This window comes from Lentzea terrae (assembly GCF_003265345.1).
Classification (GTDB): Bacteria; Actinomycetota; Actinomycetes; order Mycobacteriales; family Pseudonocardiaceae; genus Lentzea; species Lentzea terrae.
The window spans coordinates 21677-39278 of the sequence record NZ_QFWW01000009.1; the positions used below are offsets into that span (position 1 = coordinate 21677).

The window sequence follows — 17602 nt, forward strand, 5'->3', positions numbered from 1 at the left end:
AAAAGGCCCCGGGACAGCGGTCCGGGGCCTTTTCTCACCAGGATTCGACGACGTGCGAACCGATGTGATCGAAATTCCAGTCGTCACCGATTCCAGGTTGCAGCGAAAACGCGACGTTGCCGTTTTCGTCGAGCGGGTCGGCGATGGTGTTGCGGTGCGGCGGCACCCGGTCGAAGTCGACGTGCGGGTGCAGCAAGCCCCGTTCGTACCACCGGCCCGCGTCGGTGGCGCCGAGCACCGTGAGGCTGGCCGTGCCGTTGCCGTGGATCTCGCACTCGACGTTGAACGACTCCGCGAGGTGCACGGTCTTGAGCACCGGCGTGATGCCACCGGTGCCGGCCGGGCCCGCCCGCAGGATGTCGCACGCGCCCACCGCAACCCACTCGGCGCGGGTCATGTGCTTGCCCCACGCCACCTCCGGGCCGATCACCGGGATCGCCAGCTGCTCGGCGAGCCACCGGTAGGAGCTGATCGACGCCTCCTCCATCGGTTCCTCGAACCAGTAGAAACCCAGCTCCTCCAACGCCCTGCCGAGGCGCAGCGCCTCCATCCTGGAGTACCAGTGGCTCGCGTCCAGCATCAGCTCGACGTCCGGTCCCACCGCCTCCCGCACGGCCTGGCACGCCTCGATGTCACGGGAGACGCTCGGCGCGCCCGGTACCGGCGGCATCCAGGTGTGCAGCTTGATCGCCCGATATCCCAGCGACACCAGCTGCTTCGCGAAGTCCGCGTAGTCCCCCGGCGTCGCCAGACCGTCGGTGTCACCGCACATCGTGCTGGCGTAGGCCGGGATCCGGTCGCGCGCACCACCCGCGAGCTTCCACGCGGGCAGTCCGGCCTTGCGGGCGACGAGGTCCCACAGCGCCGTGTCGACGAACCCGAGCGCGCGGTCGGTGAACCCGCCGCCCGAGCCCCGTTGCCGCCGGCCCAGCAACCGCCACAACCGTTCGCGGTCCCACGGGTCCTGGCCGTGCAGCACCGGCCGCACGTGCTTGTCCAGCACGGCGGGCCGGAGGTGGTCGGGCTGGATCTGGCAGTACCCGGTGACGCCGTCGGTGTCGGTGATCTCCAGCAGCGCCTCGGTCACCTCGTGCTCCGGCGCGGGATGCCGGTGTCCCTCGGGGTCCACGGCCGTGCACGCGGTCGTGGTGAACGTCCGCACGGCCACCCGTTCGATCACTTCCGCTTCTCCCACTCCTGCTGGGCGGTCGTGAGCTTGGCCGCGAGCTGGTTCAGGAACTCCTGCGCGGACAGCTGGCCCAGCAACACCTTCTGGTACAGCGGCTCGGTGTCGGTCTTCGTGATCGACGAGTACTCCGGCAGGTAGACCGGCGCGGGCACGAGCACCGTCGCCGGGTCCTCCAGCACCCCCAGGGCCATCTTCACGGCCGGGTTCTTCTGGATCCACTCGGCGCTGCGGACGTCGGTGTTGGCGGGGATCTGGCCGACCTTCTCGTTCCAGTACCCGTTGCTCTCGGCCGAGGTCAGGAACTCGACGAACTTCCAGGCCGCGTCGGAGTTCTTGCTGCCCTTGAACACCGCGAAACCGTCGGTGGGGTTCGGCACCACGGTGCGCTTGCCGGACGGGCCGACCGGCAACGGCATGGCGCTGACCTTCTGCGCACCGAGCGCCTTCATGACGTCGCCGGTGGAGCCCAGGTTGTGGTGCATCATCGCCACCGTGCCACCGGTGAACTGGGCGACCATCTGCGTGTAGCTGTTGTTGACGTCCGCTTCCGGCGTGGACTTCTTGTAGATGCCCGCGATCTTGCTGACCAGCTCGGCGTTGCGCGGGTCGGCGACCGTGCTCTTGCCGCCGTCGTAGAACTTGTCGACGCCGGAGTAGGAGTAGGCCTCGGCGAGCAGCTGGAAGACCGAGCCGGCCCCACCGCGAATGGTGAACCCGTACTTGTTCTCGGCGGGTTTGGTCAGTTTGGCGGCCGCGTCGACCAGTTGGTCCCAGGTGGACGGAACGGCGATCTTCTGCTCGGCGAACAGGTCGGAGCGGTACCAGATCACGTCGAGGTTGCCCGACGCCGGCGCGGCGTAGAGCTTGCCGTCCATCGCGGTCTGCCGCACGGTCTCCAGCAGGCCGGGCAACAACTTCCCCTTCAACGGGCCCGACTCCACCCGCTCGTCCAGCGGTTCCAGCGCGTCCTGTCCGACGAGGTGCGCGAGGTAGGAGGTCGTCACGCCGCCGACGTCCGGCGTCGACCCGCCCGCGATGGCCGTGTCGTACTTCTGCTGGACGGACGAGCTCGGGATGCCGACGTACTCGACCTTGATGGTCGGGTTCGCCGCCTCGAAGCGCTTGATCAGCTCTTCGTAGATGGGCGTGCGGCCGGGGCCGCCGTTGTTGTCCCAGAACGTGATCGTGGTGGGACCGTCCTGCCCGGCGGAACAAGCGCTCACCACGAGCGCGAGCGCGACCAGCAGTCTCTTCATGCGACTCCCCTATCCCTTCACGGCACCGGCGCTCAGTCCCTGCACCAGGAACCGCTGCACCACGGCGAAAACCAGCACGACCGGCACCGCGGCGACGACTCCGCCCGCCGCGAGCGCCCCGAAGTCGGTGTTGAACTCGCCCAGCGCGTAGCTCAGCCCGACGGGCAAAGTGAACTTGTCCTGCTTGCTCGCGAACATCAGCGCGAACAGGAAGTTGTTCCACGCTCCGATGAATGCGAACGACCCGACGGCCACCAGTGCCGGCCGAAGCTGGGGCAAAGTCACCGCGAAGAACGCGCGCAGCCGTGAGCAGCCGTCGACCATCGCGGCTTCTTCCAGCTCGACCGGCACGTTGCGGACGAACCCGCTCATCAGGATCAGTGCGAGCGGCAGCTGGAACGCGGTGTCCGCGATGATCAGGCCCGTGAGGCTGTTCAGCAGCCCGGCGCTCTTGAAGATCACGAACAGCGGGATCAGCATCATCGCGCCGGGGATGAACTGCGTGCACAACAACGCCAGCAGGAACACCCGCTGACCGCGGAACTTGAAGCGCGCCAGCGCGTAGCCGCCCATGAGCGCGAACACGGTGACGACGACGAGCGTGCCGACGCCGATGATCAGGCTGTTCTGGAAGAACAACCCGAAGCCGATGCCGTTCCACACGGTGTCGAAGTGCTCGAACGTGATCGGCCACGGCACCAGCGCGGTCTCCCCGGCCGGCCGGAGCGCGAAGACGAGCATCCAGTAGAACGGGATCAGCGTGAACAGCAGGTAGAACGCCAGCGGCAGGTGCAGGCGGAAGAACCGGCTGGGATCGCGGTGCTTCTTGCGCCGCGGTGGCGCTGGAGGTGGCGGTGACACCGGGGTTTCCGGGCGGGTGAGGGTCTGGGTCACGCTCGGCTCCCGAACTTGGACAGCCTCAGGTAGAGGATCGAGAAGAACAGCAGGATCACGAAGCCGGCCATCGTCAGCGCCGAGCCATAACCGAAGTCGTGCGAGTCCACGGCTTTGCGCGCCACGTACAGCGGCAACGTCGTGGTCTGGTTCGCCGGACCGCCACCGGTCAGCGTGTAGATCAGGTCGACGTTGTTGAACTCCCACACCGCGCGCAGCAGCGTCGACAGCACGATCGCGTCGCGCAGGTGCGGCAGGGTGACGCTGATGAACCGGCGCCACCGTCCGGCACCGTCGACCGACGCGGCCTCGTACAGGTCGTTGGGGATGGTCTGCAGATCGGCGAGCAGCAGGATCGCGAAGAACGGCACGCCGCGCCACAGTTCGGTGACCACGGTGGCGGGGAAGACCGTCGCCGGGTCACCGAGCACCGACGTGCCGGGATCGCCGATGCCCCACTGCGCGAGCTGTTGGAAGATGCCCGTGGACGGGTTGTAGAGCAGGATCCAGATGCCGGTGGTGAGCACACCGGACACCGCCCACGGCGAGAACACCAGCGACCGGGCCAGCGCGCGGCCGACGAACGTCTCGTTGACGATCAGCGCGAGGACCAGGCCCAGCACGAGCTGCAGCCCGACCTCGACCACGACCCACTTCGCGCTGAACGCGAGGCTCTGCCAGAACAGCTGGTCCTCGAACAACATCCGGCGGAAGTTCTCGAACCCGATGAAGCCGTTCTTCCAGGGCTGGGTGACGGTGTGCTGACGGAGGCTGAACCACCCGACCGACGCGATCGGGTAGACCAGGAACACCGCCATCAGCAGCAGCGTCGGGGCGATGAGCGCGTACGGCGCCCAAGTGCGGGTCCTCACGCGGGGTTCCACCCGCCCAGGTAGGCGCTCCTGGTGAACCGCTGCGCCTGCTCGTCGGTCAGCTGCGGCCGGTCGGCGCCCTGCCCCGCGCCCGGACCGGTGTTGCGGTACTCCGCGAACCTGGCGCCACGCCACGGGAAGCCGGACATGTCCGTCCACGGCGCGGCCTTGATCGCGGCGGGCAGCGAGGTGTTGCGGATGACCACCTGCGCGATCGCTTCCGGGTCACCGCCGGGGTGCCACGGCCGGCCGAGGAAGTAGGTGCCCGCCGGTGCGTCGCTGCGGATCTGCGAGTTCACGATCAAGAAGCCGTACGGGTTGGCGCGCTGGGTGCTGGCGGCGGTGACGTAGCCGTTCGGGTCACTGCCTCGAGTGAGCGCGGTGATCGTGGCGCGGTCGAACACGGCGGTGGCGCGGCCGAAGATGAAGTCGACGTCACCGGTGATCGCGCAGTCGCGGTAGTACTGCCGGGACCGCGTGGTCACGTTGGGGCTGTCCGCGTACAAGGTGTCCTGGTGGCCCTCGAAGTGGACGCGGTCGAAGAACATCCGGTCGCCGGTGGTCTTCACCGCCACGGCCTGGGTGTTCGTGATCTCCGGATGTTTCCTGCGGTCGAACGAGTTGCGGAACGTGAGGTCGCGCGCCTCGAAGTCGTCCGCGGCGATGGTCGCGGTGGCGCTGCCGGAAGTGCCGTACGTGGTGCCGTCGGGTTTTTTGGTGCCGTTGGCGTTGTCGTAGTCGATCACGACGTCCTGCGCGCGTCCGGTGGCACCACGCAGGGTCAGGCCCTTCTTGCTCGCGGGGATCTTGATGACCTCGCGGTACACGCCCTTGGGCAACGTGATCACGGCACCGGCCTGGGCGGCGTCGATCGCGGACTGCACGGTCGCGAAGCCGTGGCCCACCACGAGGTGCCGGCCTGCTGGTTGAGCGCCCGCCTTCAGGTGCTTGATCCGGTACGCGGGTTCGAGACCGCGGTTCAGCGTCGGCGTCCAGCCCGCGTCCGTGCCGAGTTTCTTGTCCGGGAACGCGGTGTTGAACGCTTCGACGAGGCTCATGGGTTTGCCGTCGACCAGGTTGCCGGTGTCCGTGATCGCCGTGCCGCCCCAGTTGTAGACGACCTTCTCCGGCGTGATGCCGCGGATGTGGTTGTTCTGGGCGTAGATCTGGGACTTCACGCCGACGCCCCAGCTGTACACCTGCGCGCCCTCGTACAGGTTGTTGTAGACGTGCACCTGGCCGAACCGGACCCGCGGCGCGCGTTCCTGGGTGTTGCGGAAGACGTTGTGGTGCACCGAGACCCGCAGCTTGCCGGGGTCGGTCGTCGAGGTGTTGGACCCGCCGATCAGCATGGTCTTGCCGTGCTCGGCGAAGACGTTGCGCGACACGGTGACCAGGTCGGCGGCCGCGGTGATGTCGAGCTGGCCGTCGTGCACCTGGTAGGGCCGCTCGAAGTAGAGCGGCTGGGTGCTGTCGGGGTTCGGTTCGTCGGTGAACGTGTTGTGGTCGACCCAGACGTGCTCGGACTGCTGGATCGAGACCGAGTCCCAGAGCGAGTTCCAGTTGCCGGGCGGGGCGCCGGGGCTGTTGTCGGTCGGATCCCAGGCGGGGAAGCAGTCACGGGTGTCGCGGAAAGTCAGGTTGCGCACGATCACGTTGCGCGCGCCGTGAATGCGCAGGCTGCCGCCGGTGATACCGGCGCCGGGCGTGGCGCCGATGATCGTCGTGTCCGAGCCGACCGGGAATCCGATCACCGCCAGCTGGTTGCGCGCGGAGGCCGCCCGTGCGTCTTCGAGGGGTCCCTGCGGCTTGCGGTCACGTCCCCAGACGGCGGGGTCGTAGGCGGCGAGGTATGCGGGCAGCGTGTAGCCACCGGTCGCGTAGTCGTTGCAGCTCAACGGTTTTCCGTCAGGGCCGGTGTTCGCCTCGATCACGCCTTTGACCCGGATGATCCGCGGCGCGGGCGCGGCCAGTGCGGCGACGAGCTCGGCGCGGGTGCGCACGGTGTGCACGTGATCGGCGGGCGCGGCCGAGCCACCGGTGGTCCCCTGTCCGCTCGAGGCCCATCCGTCTCCAGCGGGCAACACCTGTCTGGCCGGGTCGTGGCCGGCGTGTGCGGGCGCGCTCACCAGTCCTGTGCAGGCACAGGCCAGCACTAGCGCACGTACGAATAACCGCATGGCGCATTACCCTTCGAGAGGTTGTTCATATTCATGAACGCCGTCCACGAGCGTGAACCGGATATTACGAACGCGTGCGGCAGGCGTCAATCAAATGAATGCCTTCGACAATTCGACGCGGAATTCGACAGAAATTCGAATCGAACCAATTCGAATTTACATCCGAGGCCTCGGTGTACATGTCAGGTGACGTGCGCATCACGATTTGAGACGCGGTCGAACCACTTTTCGACGCCGCCACCTGCTCGTTCGACGACATTCGACGCCCTGATCATCGAACGAGACTGATCAGTCTCGTATTGACCGTAGGCCGAACGGCCTCTAGTTTCCCGCCATTGCCCAGCTCCACTCGTACCACCGCAGTACCGGGGGAAGAATGAGACTCAGACCTGCCGTCCTGGCGATAACCGCGATATTTCTCGCCACCGGATGCACGGCAGCACCCGTTCCGCTCGCGTCGTCCGGTCCGCCGACCTCGCACCGGCCCATCGCGCCGCCGACGCTCACGAACACGCTGACCGTCCACGGGGTGGAGGACGGCCGCACCGTCCTGCTGTCGGACGGCACCAAGATCCGCATGGCCGGGCTCGCCGCGCCGGAGGAGTGCTGGGCGAAGGCAGCCGCCGCGTTCGCCAAGGCGTTCCTGCTCGACAAGCCGGTGAAGGTCGACCCCGGCGACCCCACGATCGTCGACGAGGCGCCGCTGTGGCTCGAGGACGGCACCGAGTACGCGTTGCTCGCCGTCGGCCAGGGGATCCTGCGCGGCGACGCACCGCACGATCCCGCGTTCGTGGAGGCCGAGGCGTCCGCGACGAAGGCGGGTCTCGGTCTGTGGGGCGATCCCTGCCGTGGCCAGGCCAAGGCACCCACCAGCGCCACACCGCCCCCAGTCGTCGTCACGGTGCCCTCGCCCGTGCCGACGACGAAGACGACCGCTCCTGCTCCGCCGCCGGTGTTCGGATGTGCGGTCAACTACCGCGTCACGTACCGGTGGAACGGCGGCTTCAACGCCGACGTCACGATCACCAACACGGGGAACGTGCCGATCTCCGGCTGGACGCTGCGCTGGAAGTTCACCCGAGATCAGACGGTGACGGACATGTGGAACGCCACGGCGCAGCAGTACGGTCAGGAGGTGCGCGCCACCAACGTCGACTACACGAAGACGATTCCGGCCGGAGCCACTCAGGTCGTGGGCTTCACCGCGGCCCACCGGATGGACAACCCGGCGCCGGCAGGGTTCTCCCTCAACGATCACGCCTGCCCGATCCGGTAACGTCCTTTTAAGACGGACCGGTCTTCTCGGAGGAGTGCTTCGTGCTGGAGATCAGCGGACTGACGTGGGCGGTCACGATCGGGGTGATCGTGCTGCTGCTGGCGGTCGACCTCGTGCTCGCGGCGGTGCGCCCGCACCGGATCGGCTTCCGCGAGGCCAGTCTGTGGTCGGTGTTCTACATCCTCGTCGCCATCGGGTTCGGTGTGTGGTTCGCCACCGCGCACGGCGGCGGGTTCGGTGCGGAGTACTTCGCCGGGTACATCGTCGAGAAGAGCCTGTCGGTCGACAACCTGTTCGTCTTCGTGATCATCATGACGACGTTCCTGGTGCCGGAGGAGCACCAGCACAAGGTGCTGACGTTCGGCATCGTGCTGGCGCTGATCATGCGCGGCATCTTCATCGCGGTGGGCGCGACGCTGCTGTCGTTGTTCTCGTTCATGTTCCTGCTGTTCGGCCTGCTGCTGATCTACACGGCCGTGCAGCTGTTCCGGCACCGCAACGAGGACCCGGACGTCGAGAACAACGTCGTGGTGAAGACCGCGCGCAAGCTCCTCCCGGTCACCGACGACTACGTGGGCGGCAAGATCTTCACGCGGATCGACGGCAAGCGCATGGCCACTCCCCTGTTCGTGGTGCTGGTGGCCATCGGCGGCGTCGACCTGCTGTTCGCTCTGGATTCCATCCCGGCGGTGTTCGGTGTGACCGAACAGCCCTACATCGTGTTCACCGCCAACGCGTTCGCGCTGCTCGGCCTGCGCGCGTTGTTCTTCCTCGTGAAGGGTCTGCTCGACCGGCTGGTGTACCTGTCGGCGGGGCTCGCGATCATCCTGGCGTTCATCGGCGTCAAGCTGATCCTGCACTGGGGCCACGTCGACATCTCCGCCTCGATCCCCGAGGTGCCGACGCCGCTCAGCCTCGGCGTGATCATCTCGATCCTGGTGGTCGTGACGGTCGCGAGCCTCATCAAGACCCGCAACGACCCGACGGCGAAGGCCCACGCCGGTTCGCTGCACGGACATCGGGAATCCCCCGAATCGGAGTGATCGCTGTGGGATCCTGCCTTTGATCCCGCCGATCTCGGAGGTGCACCTTGGGTGCCGGCACGTACGGAGACGCCGCCTACCGCTTCCTCGTCCCTGATGCGCCGCACCACAAGCGCACCGACCGGGACCTGTTCCCCGCCCTCGACTCCACCCGTGCCGCGACGCTGAACGTGTTCCGCGCGCGGCCGGGTGTGCAGCGGCCGAGCCTGATCTCGTCGTGGTCGGGGTCGATCGACCACCTGCTGCTCTCCTTTCCCTCCTACGGGGTGCACAGCGCCGAGCTGACGGCGGGATACCGCTCGGTGATCGACGCGATGCGGCCGGGCACCCGGTTCGTCGTGGTGCACCACGCGAGCGACCGGGAGACCGTCTCGGCGTGGTTCAGCGGGCATCCTGCGGAGAACGTTTCGTACGTGCCGATGCCCGACTACGTGGACTTCACCGACTGGGCCGAGGACGGTTACCTGGCGCTCGTCGATCTTGACGACGCTGCCGGGAGTCTCACCTACCTGCTGGAGCCGTGGTCGTTCCCGCGCTCCGGCGACTCGCTGATCGCGGACAACGTCGAGGAGCACACCTCGGTGCGAGCGAGCCAGGCGCCGCTGGTGTTCCAGGGCGGCAACTGCCTGATCGGCGACGACTTCTGGCTGCTCGGCACCGACTACTTCCTCGACACGCTCGAACTGATCCGCAGCGGCGAGCTCCCGGTCAGCGTGCCGGCGGGCCGCACGGAGGTCGAGTTCGTGCGCGAGCTGTTCAGCCGGCACGTCGACAGCGCGCGCGAGCTCCAGCTCGTCGGCACGAAACGCCCGCTGGGCCTCAAGAAGTACTACGCGACCGTGACGGACGGCGAGTACTTCCTCGACCTGCCCGGCGGCGGCACCGGCGACCTCCAGCCGATCTTCCACATCGACATGTTCGTGACACTGGCCGGCCCCGGCGACGACGGCCGGTTCCGCGTGCTGGTGGGCAGTCCGGACCTGGCCGACGCCACGCTCGGCACCACGTCGCCGTTCTCCCTGCAGAGCGCGTACGACGAGATCGCGGCCGAGTTCGCACAGCGCGGCTTCGCGGTCGAGCGCAATCCGCTCGTGCACCGGCCGGAGATCACCCAGGAGCTCTCGTTCGCCGCGCTGCGGGAGTTCGCCGGCACCGCGGACGGCGCGGAACTGCGCGAGGTGGTCGCGGCCTTCGCGGCGGCGGGCGCGGTGGACGACACCCCGATCCAGGTCCGGTCGTGGCACCACATCACCTGGAACAACTGCTTGGTGGAGAACAGTTCCAGCGCTGGTCGCACGGTCTACCTGCCCACGTTCGGGCACGGCGACCAGGCCGATCTCGCCGTGATCGACGACGAGATGGAACAGCTGTGGACCGGTCTCGGGTTCACCGTGGTCCGGCTCGCCGACTTCAACGCGTTCGCCAGCCGGCTCGGGGTCGTGCACTGCATCAAGAAGTACCTGGGCCGGGGCGCGTGATCGACCACCTCGTCTACGCCGCACCGGAGCTGGACGCTGCGGTGGACGCCGTCGCGGAACGGTTCGGAGTTCGAGCTTCGGGTGGTGGCCAGCACGTCGGGCTGGGCACGCACAACAGGTTGCTGGCGCTCGGGCCGCGGACGTACCTGGAGATCATCGCTCCGGACCCGCGTCAGCCGGAACCGGAGCTGCCGCGACCGTTCGGAGTGGACGGTGTGACCGAGCCCGGCCTGGTCGGATGGGCGGTCTCGTGCGACGACATCGACCAGGCGCGGGAGGTCGCCGCTGCGCGTGGCTTCGATCCCGGTGAGGTGATCGAAGGCCGGCGGCGGACGGCTGGCGGCGACGTGCTGCGGTGGCGGCTCACCAGCAACGCACTCGTTGGCGGCGTGGTGCCGTTCCTGATCAGCTGGGGCGACACCCCGTCGCCGGCGCTGTCCGCACCGGCCGGCCTCGTCCTGGAGTCGCTGCACGTCGAGCACCCCGATCCGACGCTGATCACCGCGCGTCTGCGAGCCCTCGGAGCCGACGTCGGGGTGCGGCAGGCTGCGAAACCCGCGCTCGTGGCCCAGATCAACGGACAGCAGCTCAGATAAGTAACACTTGACTACTTAGTAACAGCTGTGCACGATCTGTCGTCATGGATCTGCACGAGGCCGAGCCTGCGCGTGATCCACGGGTGCGCCGCACCCGTGCGGCCGTGCTGCAGGCCGTCTTCGACCTGGTCACCGGACGCGGCACCACGGCGGTCACGGTCTCCGAGATCGCCGAGGCCGCGGACGTCAGCCGCCGGGTCGTGTACCAGCACTTCGGCGACCTCGACACGGTGCTGCTGGAGGCCGGTCTCGACCTCGCGCGGCGTGAGCTGCTGCCCCGCCTGGCGGATCTTCGCGAACCTGTGGACGGTCGGGCGGAGACGCTCGTCCTGGCCCGGCACTTCGCGGACAACCAGGTGTTCTACCGCGCCCTGCTGACCGGATCCTGCGCGTACGCCCTGGACCGCGGACTGATCAGCCTGATGCTGCCGGCCAACCGCCAGGGCGTCGCGCACAAGTACGGCGACCGGCTCTCCCCTCAAGCCATCGACGACCTCGCTGCTTTCATCACCGGCGGCGCGGGCTCGTTCGTCACGGCCTGGGTGATCGACGGCGCGCCCGACCCGGAGGCGTTCACCGACCGACTGCTCGGCGTCATCTCACTCATGATGGAGCTCAAGTGATCAGCCACATCGTCCAGCGCATGATGAAGCTCTCTCCGCCGCCGACCAGGAACGTGGTGGTGCAGCGAAACATCCGCGTGCCGATGCGCGACGGCGTCGAACTGCTGGCGGACCGGTGGATGCCGCGTTCCGGTGGCGACGGGCTGCCGACCGCGTTGATCCGCTCCCCCTACGGCAGGGGCATGTTCGGCCAGATGTTCGCGCGGCCGCTGGCCGAGCGCGGCTACCAGGTGCTGATCCAGAGCGTGCGCGGCGGCTTCGGCTCCGGCGGCACGTTCGACCCGATGCGGCAGGAGCGCGAGGACGGGCTCGCGACCCTCGACTGGCTGGTCGCGCAGCCGTGGAGCGACGCGATCGTCCTGTACGGGCTGAGCTACCTGGGGCACGTGCAGTGGACGGTCGCCGACCAGCTGCCGCCGCAGGTCAAGGCGATGATCCCGATCGTCACCGAGTCGGCGCTGACGCTCGAGTTCCTCCGTCCGGACGGCATGTCGCTGGAAACGCCGTTCGGGTGGGGTGTGCTGGTCGGCACCCAGGAACGACCGCTGGCGATGCTGCGCAAACCGTTCCAGGACAAGAAGACCGCGCAGGCGCTGCAGACGCTTCCGTTGCGCGAGGCCGACATCGCCGCGTTCGGCGAGCGCTCCGCCTACATCCAGGACATCCTGGACCACGACGCTGGCTCCGCGCGGTGGGAGGGGTTCGATCACAGCCACCGGGTCGCCGAGGTCTCCGTGCCGGTCAGCTCGATCGGTGGCTGGTACGACATCTTCCTGCCCGGTCAGCTGCGCGACTTCCAGGTGCTGCAGCGCAACGGGCGTCCCGCGCGGTTGACCGTCGGCCCGTGGACGCACACGGAGTTCGACTCCACGCCGATCGACGAGGCCGTCACGTTCGGGCTCGCGCACGCCGGCGGTGTGCAGCCTCCCGACCGCGCGCCGGTCCGGCTGTACGTGATGGGTGAGGAGGCTTGGCGCGACTTCTCGTCGTGGCCGCCTGCCGGGTACACCCCGCAGCGCTTCCACCTGGGTTCCGGTGGGCTGCTGGGCTCTGCGCCCGGTGAGTCCTCAATGGATTCCTACCGCTACGACCCGGCCGATCCGACGCCGGCGGAGGGTGGGGTGCGCCTGTCCGGGACCGCGGGCCGCGTCGACAACACCGCGTTGGAGGCTCGTCCGGACGTGCTCACCTACACCACGCCGGTGCTGGACTCCGACGTCGAGGTGATCGGTGAGGTGAGCGCCGAGATCTGGTTCTCGTCCAGCCTTGCGCACGCCGACGTGTTCGTGCGTCTCTGCGACGTCGACGCCGAGGGGCGGTCGTGGAACGTCTGCGACGGCCTGGTGAGCCTGACCGGGGCCGAGCAACCGCAGTGCGCCACCGTCCGGTTGTGGCCGACGGCGTACCGGTTCCGGCGTGGGCACCGCATCCGCGTGCAGGTCTCCAGCGGCGCTTTCCCGCGCTACGCCCGCAATCCCGGCACCGGCGAGTCACGGGCCACCGCCGTCACGATGCTCGCGGCCGACCAGACAGTCCACTTCGGACCAGACCGGCCGTCCGCGATCATCCTGCCCGTGCGCTGAACGTCAGAGGACGCGAACGGAAACCGCCTGCGGCCCCTTGCGGCCCTCACCGATCTCGAACTCGACGGGCTGGTCGTCCGGGATGCCCTGGAAGTTGTATCCGTCGATCTCGGACTGGTGCACGAAGAGGTCGGCGCCACCGCCTTCCGGCGCGATGAAACCGAACCCCTTGCTACCGCTGAACCACTTGATGGTGCCCCGAGTCATTCGCGCGCTCCCTGCATCGGCCGGCCGGAAAGACCGAGCATCGAAAGTAGTTCTCGGCAGTCGCCCACGTCGTGGGCGTGTTCAGCCACTCTGCGGGCTGCCGCGTGCTGTTGAACGGCTTCTGCCTGCTCGGCGGCGACTCTCGCCTCGGCGAAGTCGGTCGCCGCGCGGCGGTTGCGGACCCGCGGTTCGATCGACGTCATCCGGGCATCAGCCCCACGGAGGAACGTCGAGACTCAGCGGCTGGGAAGAACTCGGGTGAAACGAGGTAGAGCTGATGATCCGGCAGCAAGCCGGTGCTCCTGTCTTCGGCCGGATTACCACCGCGCCGAACTGGATCGGGGGACCGCGACGGCAGGCTGCCGACAACTGGCGAACCCCGACCGGCCCGACTGTACAGCAGAGGTGTGCGCTGCGCGGTTCGCAGTACTGTCGGTGCATGTCAGAAGAGCAGGCCGGCCCGGCGATCGGCCCCACCCTGTCCGAGTGGCGCAAGGCCCGCGAGGAAACGGAACAGCACCTCGCGACCGGCGCCACACCGCCCGTGAGCGCCGAGTGGGTGCAACGGCTCGCGGATCTGCTGGCCACCGAACGGTCCTGGCAGGATCAGTACACCGAGCTGATCGCGCTGGGCAGCAGCGGCGGCCACTTCCCGTCGTCCAACCGGTGACGGTTCAGGGCTTGTCCTTGCCCTTGCCCTTGCCGGATTTCCCCTTGCCGCTGTTGTCCTTCTGGTCCGGCTGAGCAGGTGGTTGCCGCACGGTGGTGGTCTCGGCCACGGGCTGCTCGGCGACCGGGGCAGGCTGAACAGTGCTCGGCTCCGTGACCGGCGGCGCCGACTCCATCGGGGCGGCCCGGTTCTGCACGACCAGCCCGGTGCCGGCAGCGGCGAGCAGCACCGCGAAGGAGGCGGCCACCAGGACGCCGCGCGAGCGTCCAGGAAGTGGCATGACGCGGGTCGGCGGATTGGCGGCCCGCAGAGCGGCGGCGCACTTGCGCGCGGACGGCCGCCGAGCCGGGGTCAGGGACGTCATGAGCGACAACAACCGCACGAGGTCGAACGGCAGGTCGTCCGGGATCACCGGCGGACGGTGCAGCCGGGCGACGGCCGCCTCGATCTCCGCGCCCTCGTACTCGCGGTGCCCGGTCAGGCACTCCAGCAGCACCAGTCCCAGCGCGTACACGTCGACCGCCGGGGTGATCTCCTCGCCGCGCACCTGTTCCGGTGCCAGGTAGGCCGCCGTGCCGACGACCTGGTCGGCGCGCGTCAGCCGGGCGCCGTCGGCCAGGCGGGCGAGACCGAAGTCGGCGAGGCGCGGCACGTCATCGTCGTCGAGCAGGATGTTGGAGGGCTTGACATCGCGGTGGATGAACCGGTGCGCGTGCACGTGTGCCAGGGCGTCGGCCAGTGCCGCCCCCAGCCGGCGCACCTCGTTGACACCCATCGGCCCGTTCGTGATCCGGTCGCGCAATGTGCGGCCCTCGACCAATTCCAGCACCATGAACGGAGTTTCGCCGGTCGTGTCCGCGTCGTAGACGGTCACCAGTCCCGGATGTGACAGCGTCGCGAGGGTGCGGATCTCGTTGTCGAACCGCCGTGCGTCCGCCGCGTCCCTGCCGTACCGGAAGAGCTTGACCGCGACGTCCCGCGCCAGCACGACGTCCCTGGCCCGGCGGACCTCCGCCACGCCGCCCGTCCCCAGCAGTTCGCCCAACCGGTAGCGGTCGGCGAGAAGACGTGTGTCCGGCATGGTCCAGGGTTCCCGCCGGACAGACGCCTCAACCCCTCAGTCCGCGACGGCGAACGCCGCTGCCAGCGGCGGAAGGGCGGCACGGGCGTCCGTGCCCGTGAACCACAGTCCGACCACCAAGACGGACATCGCCTCCAGGTAGCGGGCGCGGTGGAGACCGCCCGCCCTGGCCGGTTCCGCCTTCAGGTCGCGGACGAGTTGCCCGACGCGACCGAGTGCGTCCGCGTCGTCACCACACAGCGGCACGACCAGCCGCTGCCCTTCGAACACGCGTTCCGGAGACGTCCACACCTCGGCGGCGCACAGGTTGAACGCCTTCACCACGTGCGCGTTCGGTGCGAGTCGCGCGATCCGTTCCGCGACCGCGTCCTCGCTGAGCACCATCGTGCCCTCGTCCGGCTCGAAGGCGTTCGTGCAGTCGATCAACGTCTTGTGGCCGAAGTCCGCCTGTGCCAGCACTTCCGTCAACGCGGACACGGGCACCGCCAGCAGTACGACGTCCCCGAACGCCGCGGTTTCGCGGATCTCGCCGCGCTTGCCGCACCGGACCTCGTGGCCCGCGGCGGTCCAGCCGTTGCCCAGTGCTCGTGCCATCTGCCCGGCACCGATGATTCCAATTCGCATGCCGTCGACGGTAGGAAGTCCGAAAGGCACCCACAGGTGTGCAACGGCGCTGGCAAGCTGAAACCCGTGACACCCGAACGGATGGACCTGGGGCCGTACGGCGACTTCGAGGCAGACTGCCCGGCCAGGATCGCGGTCGACCTGTTCAGCAACTCCTGGCTGACGGTGATCGTCTACACGTTGCGCGACGGCCCGATGCGCCCCGGTGAGCTGCGCGCGACCATCGGGCACATCAGCCAGAAGATGCTCACGCAGACGTTGCGGCGCATGGAGAACATGGCACTCGTGGAACGCCGCCGGTACGCCGAGGCGCCGCCGCGCGTCGAGTACTCGTTGACGAAAGCCGGTCGGGACCTGCTGGTGCCGATCTTCGCGCTGGGCGTGTGGGCCGATGAACACGGCGACACCGTGCGCACCGCGATGTTCGGTGAAAGTTGAATTCCATTTGGCCCCTCGCTCGGTTGATCACCCCGTGGCTAATGTTCGGCGTGCGGCCGCAACAACCGCCAACAACAACGAGGTGGACAAACCATGCGTGCATTTTCGACGTTCGTGCTGACGGCAGCGGCAATAGTGGCCACCGCATTGCCGGCCGCGGCCGCCCCGCAGGTCGACGCCGCGGTGGCCATCCAGTCGCAGGGCCGGCTGGAGGCGCGTGGAGCTGCTGTGACCTTGCCGATGCGGGTGATGTGCGAGAACGGCGCCAGCGGGTCGCTGTGGGTGCAGATCACCCAGAACGTGCGCGGTGAGCTCGCGATCGGCGACAAATACGTGCCGAGCGTTCCGTGCACCGGCCAATTCCACAAGATGGACGTGACCGTGGTGTCGCGCACGAAGGCGTTCCGGCAGGGCGTCGCATTCACGTCCGCTTCGCTGAACGTCTATCTTCCGCCCGACAACTCGACCACGGTCGAAGAAGCGCGAGAAATCGTGCTCGTCCGGTAATTCAGCGTTTGACGGCGCTGGACGCGCGGACCACGAGTTCCGGCTGAAACTTCACGTGCCGGTGCTCGTGGTCCGGCTCGTTCTCGGACAGCAACAGCGCGGCGGCCGTGCGACCCAGCTGGTCGCGCGGCTGCCGCACCGACGTCAGCGGCACGGCGGCGGCCGCGGCGAAGTCGATGTCGTCGTAGCCCACGACCGCGAGATCGTCCGGCACCTTCAGCCCCTGCTGCGTCATCGACTGCAGCAGTCCCAACGCGAGCAGGTCGTTGGCGCAGAACGCCGCCGTGGGACGGCGTGACGACGGCAGGCCCACGAGCCGCTCCCCCGCCCCCTTGCCTTCCGCCACCTGCAGGCCCTTGGTCTCCAACAGCGTCAAAGCGCTCTTCGGCAGACCGGCGTTCGCCAGCGCGCGCATCGCTCCCTCGTACCGGTCACGCACCTGCTGTATCGACAGCGGGCCGCCGACCATCGCGATGCGGGTGTGGCCGTTCTCGATCAGGTGGGTCACCGCGAGCTCACCGCCCAGCACGTCGTCGACGGCGACCGAGCAGTGCGTCCCGTCCACCGACTCGCGATCGACCAGCACGACCGGCGTGCCGCGTTCGGCGAACCGCGCGGCCTCGCCGTCGACCGGGGTGATCAGGATGCCCTCGACGCGCTGTTCGTGCAGCAGTTCCAGGTACTCGCGCTCGCGAGTGTCGTCGGACGCGCTGTTGCACAGGAACAGTGCGAACCCCGCCTCGCGCGCCGCGTCCTCGACCCCGCGCGCCACGTCGGTGAAGAACGGGTTCGCCGCGTCGAGCACGACGTAGGCGATCACCCGGCTGCGGCCCGCCCTGAGCTGACGTGCGGACTCGTTGCGCACGAAGCCCAGCTCCTCGATCGCGGCCAGCACCCGTTGCCTGGTCGCCGGGGCCACGACGTCGGGCCGGTTGAGCACGTTCGAGACGGTCGCGTTCGACACGCCGGCGTGCTGCGCGACGTCGCGGATGCCCACTGACGGCTTCACCGGCGGCTCCTTTGTTGAAACGTGACAACGAATCGTACCCCGAGTCCCTTGACATGTGGCCGTGACGCACCCAGAG

At 68.4% G+C, this 17602-nt stretch carries 19 protein-coding genes; 9 read left to right on the plus strand and 10 right to left on the minus strand.

Translation table 11 applies throughout. The features are described 5' to 3' along the window. Positions 1-34: 34 nt before the first annotated feature. The 5 genes from DI276_RS16840 to DI276_RS52130 are packed head-to-tail and all read right to left on the minus strand — an operon-like array spanning position 35 to position 6340. The gene (locus DI276_RS16840; RefSeq protein WP_112264315.1) at positions 35-1180 is read right to left on the minus strand and encodes an enolase C-terminal domain-like protein; all 1146 of its coding nucleotides are present in this window, start codon (positions 1178-1180) and stop codon (positions 35-37) included. Beyond that, positions 1177-2445, minus strand: coding sequence for an ABC transporter substrate-binding protein (locus DI276_RS16845; protein WP_112264317.1), 1269 nt, complete (start codon positions 2443-2445; stop codon positions 1177-1179). Before DI276_RS16845 ends, DI276_RS16840 begins: the two co-directional genes overlap by 4 nt. Positions 2446-2454: 9 nt before the next feature. Next, positions 2455-3339 (minus strand): carbohydrate ABC transporter permease, encoded by an 885-nt coding sequence (locus tag DI276_RS16850; RefSeq protein ID WP_112264319.1) that lies wholly within the window; start codon positions 3337-3339, stop codon positions 2455-2457. Then, the gene (locus DI276_RS16855) at positions 3336-4211 is read right to left on the minus strand and encodes a carbohydrate ABC transporter permease (RefSeq protein WP_232836713.1); all 876 of its coding nucleotides are present in this window, start codon (positions 4209-4211) and stop codon (positions 3336-3338) included. The genes DI276_RS16850 and DI276_RS16855 overlap by 4 nt, the downstream gene beginning before the upstream one ends. After that, positions 4208-6340, minus strand: a complete 2133-nt coding sequence (locus DI276_RS52130) for a pectinesterase family protein (protein ID WP_232836714.1) — start codon at positions 6338-6340, stop codon at positions 4208-4210. The genes DI276_RS16855 and DI276_RS52130 overlap by 4 nt, the downstream gene beginning before the upstream one ends. A 427-nt stretch (positions 6341-6767) precedes the next feature. On the opposite strand from DI276_RS52130, the gene DI276_RS16865 reads away from it, so the two are divergent. From DI276_RS16865 to DI276_RS16890, 6 genes are read left to right on the plus strand one after another with little or no spacing between them, the layout of a single operon-like run. Next, on the plus strand, positions 6768-7667 hold the full coding sequence (locus tag DI276_RS16865; protein WP_112264321.1) for a cellulose binding domain-containing protein: 900 nt from the start codon (positions 6768-6770) through the stop codon (positions 7665-7667). Positions 7668-7708: 41 nt separating this feature from the next. Beyond that, on the plus strand, positions 7709-8710 hold the full coding sequence (locus DI276_RS16870) for a TerC/Alx family metal homeostasis membrane protein (RefSeq protein ID WP_112264323.1): 1002 nt from the start codon (positions 7709-7711) through the stop codon (positions 8708-8710). 47 nt (positions 8711-8757) lie between these two features. Next, positions 8758-10188, plus strand: coding sequence for a hypothetical protein (locus tag DI276_RS16875; RefSeq protein WP_112264325.1), 1431 nt, complete (start codon positions 8758-8760; stop codon positions 10186-10188). Continuing rightward, on the plus strand, positions 10185-10784 hold the full coding sequence (locus tag DI276_RS16880; RefSeq protein WP_112264327.1) for a VOC family protein: 600 nt from the start codon (positions 10185-10187) through the stop codon (positions 10782-10784). Before DI276_RS16875 ends, DI276_RS16880 begins: the two co-directional genes overlap by 4 nt. A 44-nt stretch (positions 10785-10828) precedes the next feature. Then, positions 10829-11407, plus strand: a complete 579-nt coding sequence (locus tag DI276_RS16885; RefSeq protein ID WP_112264329.1) for a TetR/AcrR family transcriptional regulator — start codon at positions 10829-10831, stop codon at positions 11405-11407. Between the two features lie 20 nt (positions 11408-11427). Then, complete coding sequence (locus DI276_RS16890) at positions 11428-12990, plus strand: CocE/NonD family hydrolase (RefSeq protein WP_112264402.1); 1563 nt, start codon at positions 11428-11430, stop codon at positions 12988-12990. A gap of 3 nt (positions 12991-12993) precedes the next feature. Here the strand turns inward: DI276_RS16890 and DI276_RS16895 are convergent, their stop codons facing one another. Both DI276_RS16895 and DI276_RS16900 read right to left on the minus strand, forming a co-directional pair. Then, entirely contained in the window at positions 12994-13197 is a 204-nt protein-coding gene (locus DI276_RS16895) for a cold-shock protein (RefSeq protein WP_112264331.1), read from the minus strand. Then, on the minus strand, positions 13194-13400 hold the full coding sequence (locus tag DI276_RS16900) for a hypothetical protein (RefSeq protein WP_112264333.1): 207 nt from the start codon (positions 13398-13400) through the stop codon (positions 13194-13196). The genes DI276_RS16895 and DI276_RS16900 overlap by 4 nt, the downstream gene beginning before the upstream one ends. A gap of 236 nt (positions 13401-13636) precedes the next feature. Between DI276_RS16900 and DI276_RS16905 the strand changes: the two genes are divergently transcribed. After that, entirely contained in the window at positions 13637-13867 is a 231-nt protein-coding gene (locus tag DI276_RS16905) for a hypothetical protein (RefSeq protein WP_112264335.1), read from the plus strand. Positions 13868-13871: 4 nt separating this feature from the next. On the opposite strand, the gene DI276_RS16910 is transcribed toward DI276_RS16905, so the two are convergent. Both DI276_RS16910 and DI276_RS16915 read right to left on the minus strand, forming a co-directional pair. Then, positions 13872-14948, minus strand: a complete 1077-nt coding sequence (locus DI276_RS16910; protein WP_112264337.1) for a serine/threonine-protein kinase — start codon at positions 14946-14948, stop codon at positions 13872-13874. Positions 14949-14984: 36 nt separating this feature from the next. Next, the gene (locus DI276_RS16915; protein ID WP_112264339.1) at positions 14985-15572 is read right to left on the minus strand and encodes an NADPH-dependent F420 reductase; all 588 of its coding nucleotides are present in this window, start codon (positions 15570-15572) and stop codon (positions 14985-14987) included. 66 nt (positions 15573-15638) lie between these two features. Between DI276_RS16915 and DI276_RS16920 the strand changes: the two genes are divergently transcribed. Beyond that, the gene (locus tag DI276_RS16920) at positions 15639-16010 is read left to right on the plus strand and encodes a winged helix-turn-helix transcriptional regulator (RefSeq protein WP_332874682.1); all 372 of its coding nucleotides are present in this window, start codon (positions 15639-15641) and stop codon (positions 16008-16010) included. 93 nt (positions 16011-16103) lie between these two features. Further along, on the plus strand, positions 16104-16517 hold the full coding sequence (locus DI276_RS16925; RefSeq protein WP_157984761.1) for a hypothetical protein: 414 nt from the start codon (positions 16104-16106) through the stop codon (positions 16515-16517). 1 nt (position 16518) lies between these two features. On the opposite strand, the gene DI276_RS16930 is transcribed toward DI276_RS16925, so the two are convergent. Next, positions 16519-17526 (minus strand): LacI family DNA-binding transcriptional regulator, encoded by a 1008-nt coding sequence (locus tag DI276_RS16930; RefSeq protein WP_232836715.1) that lies wholly within the window; start codon positions 17524-17526, stop codon positions 16519-16521. Positions 17527-17602 lie beyond the last annotated feature (76 nt).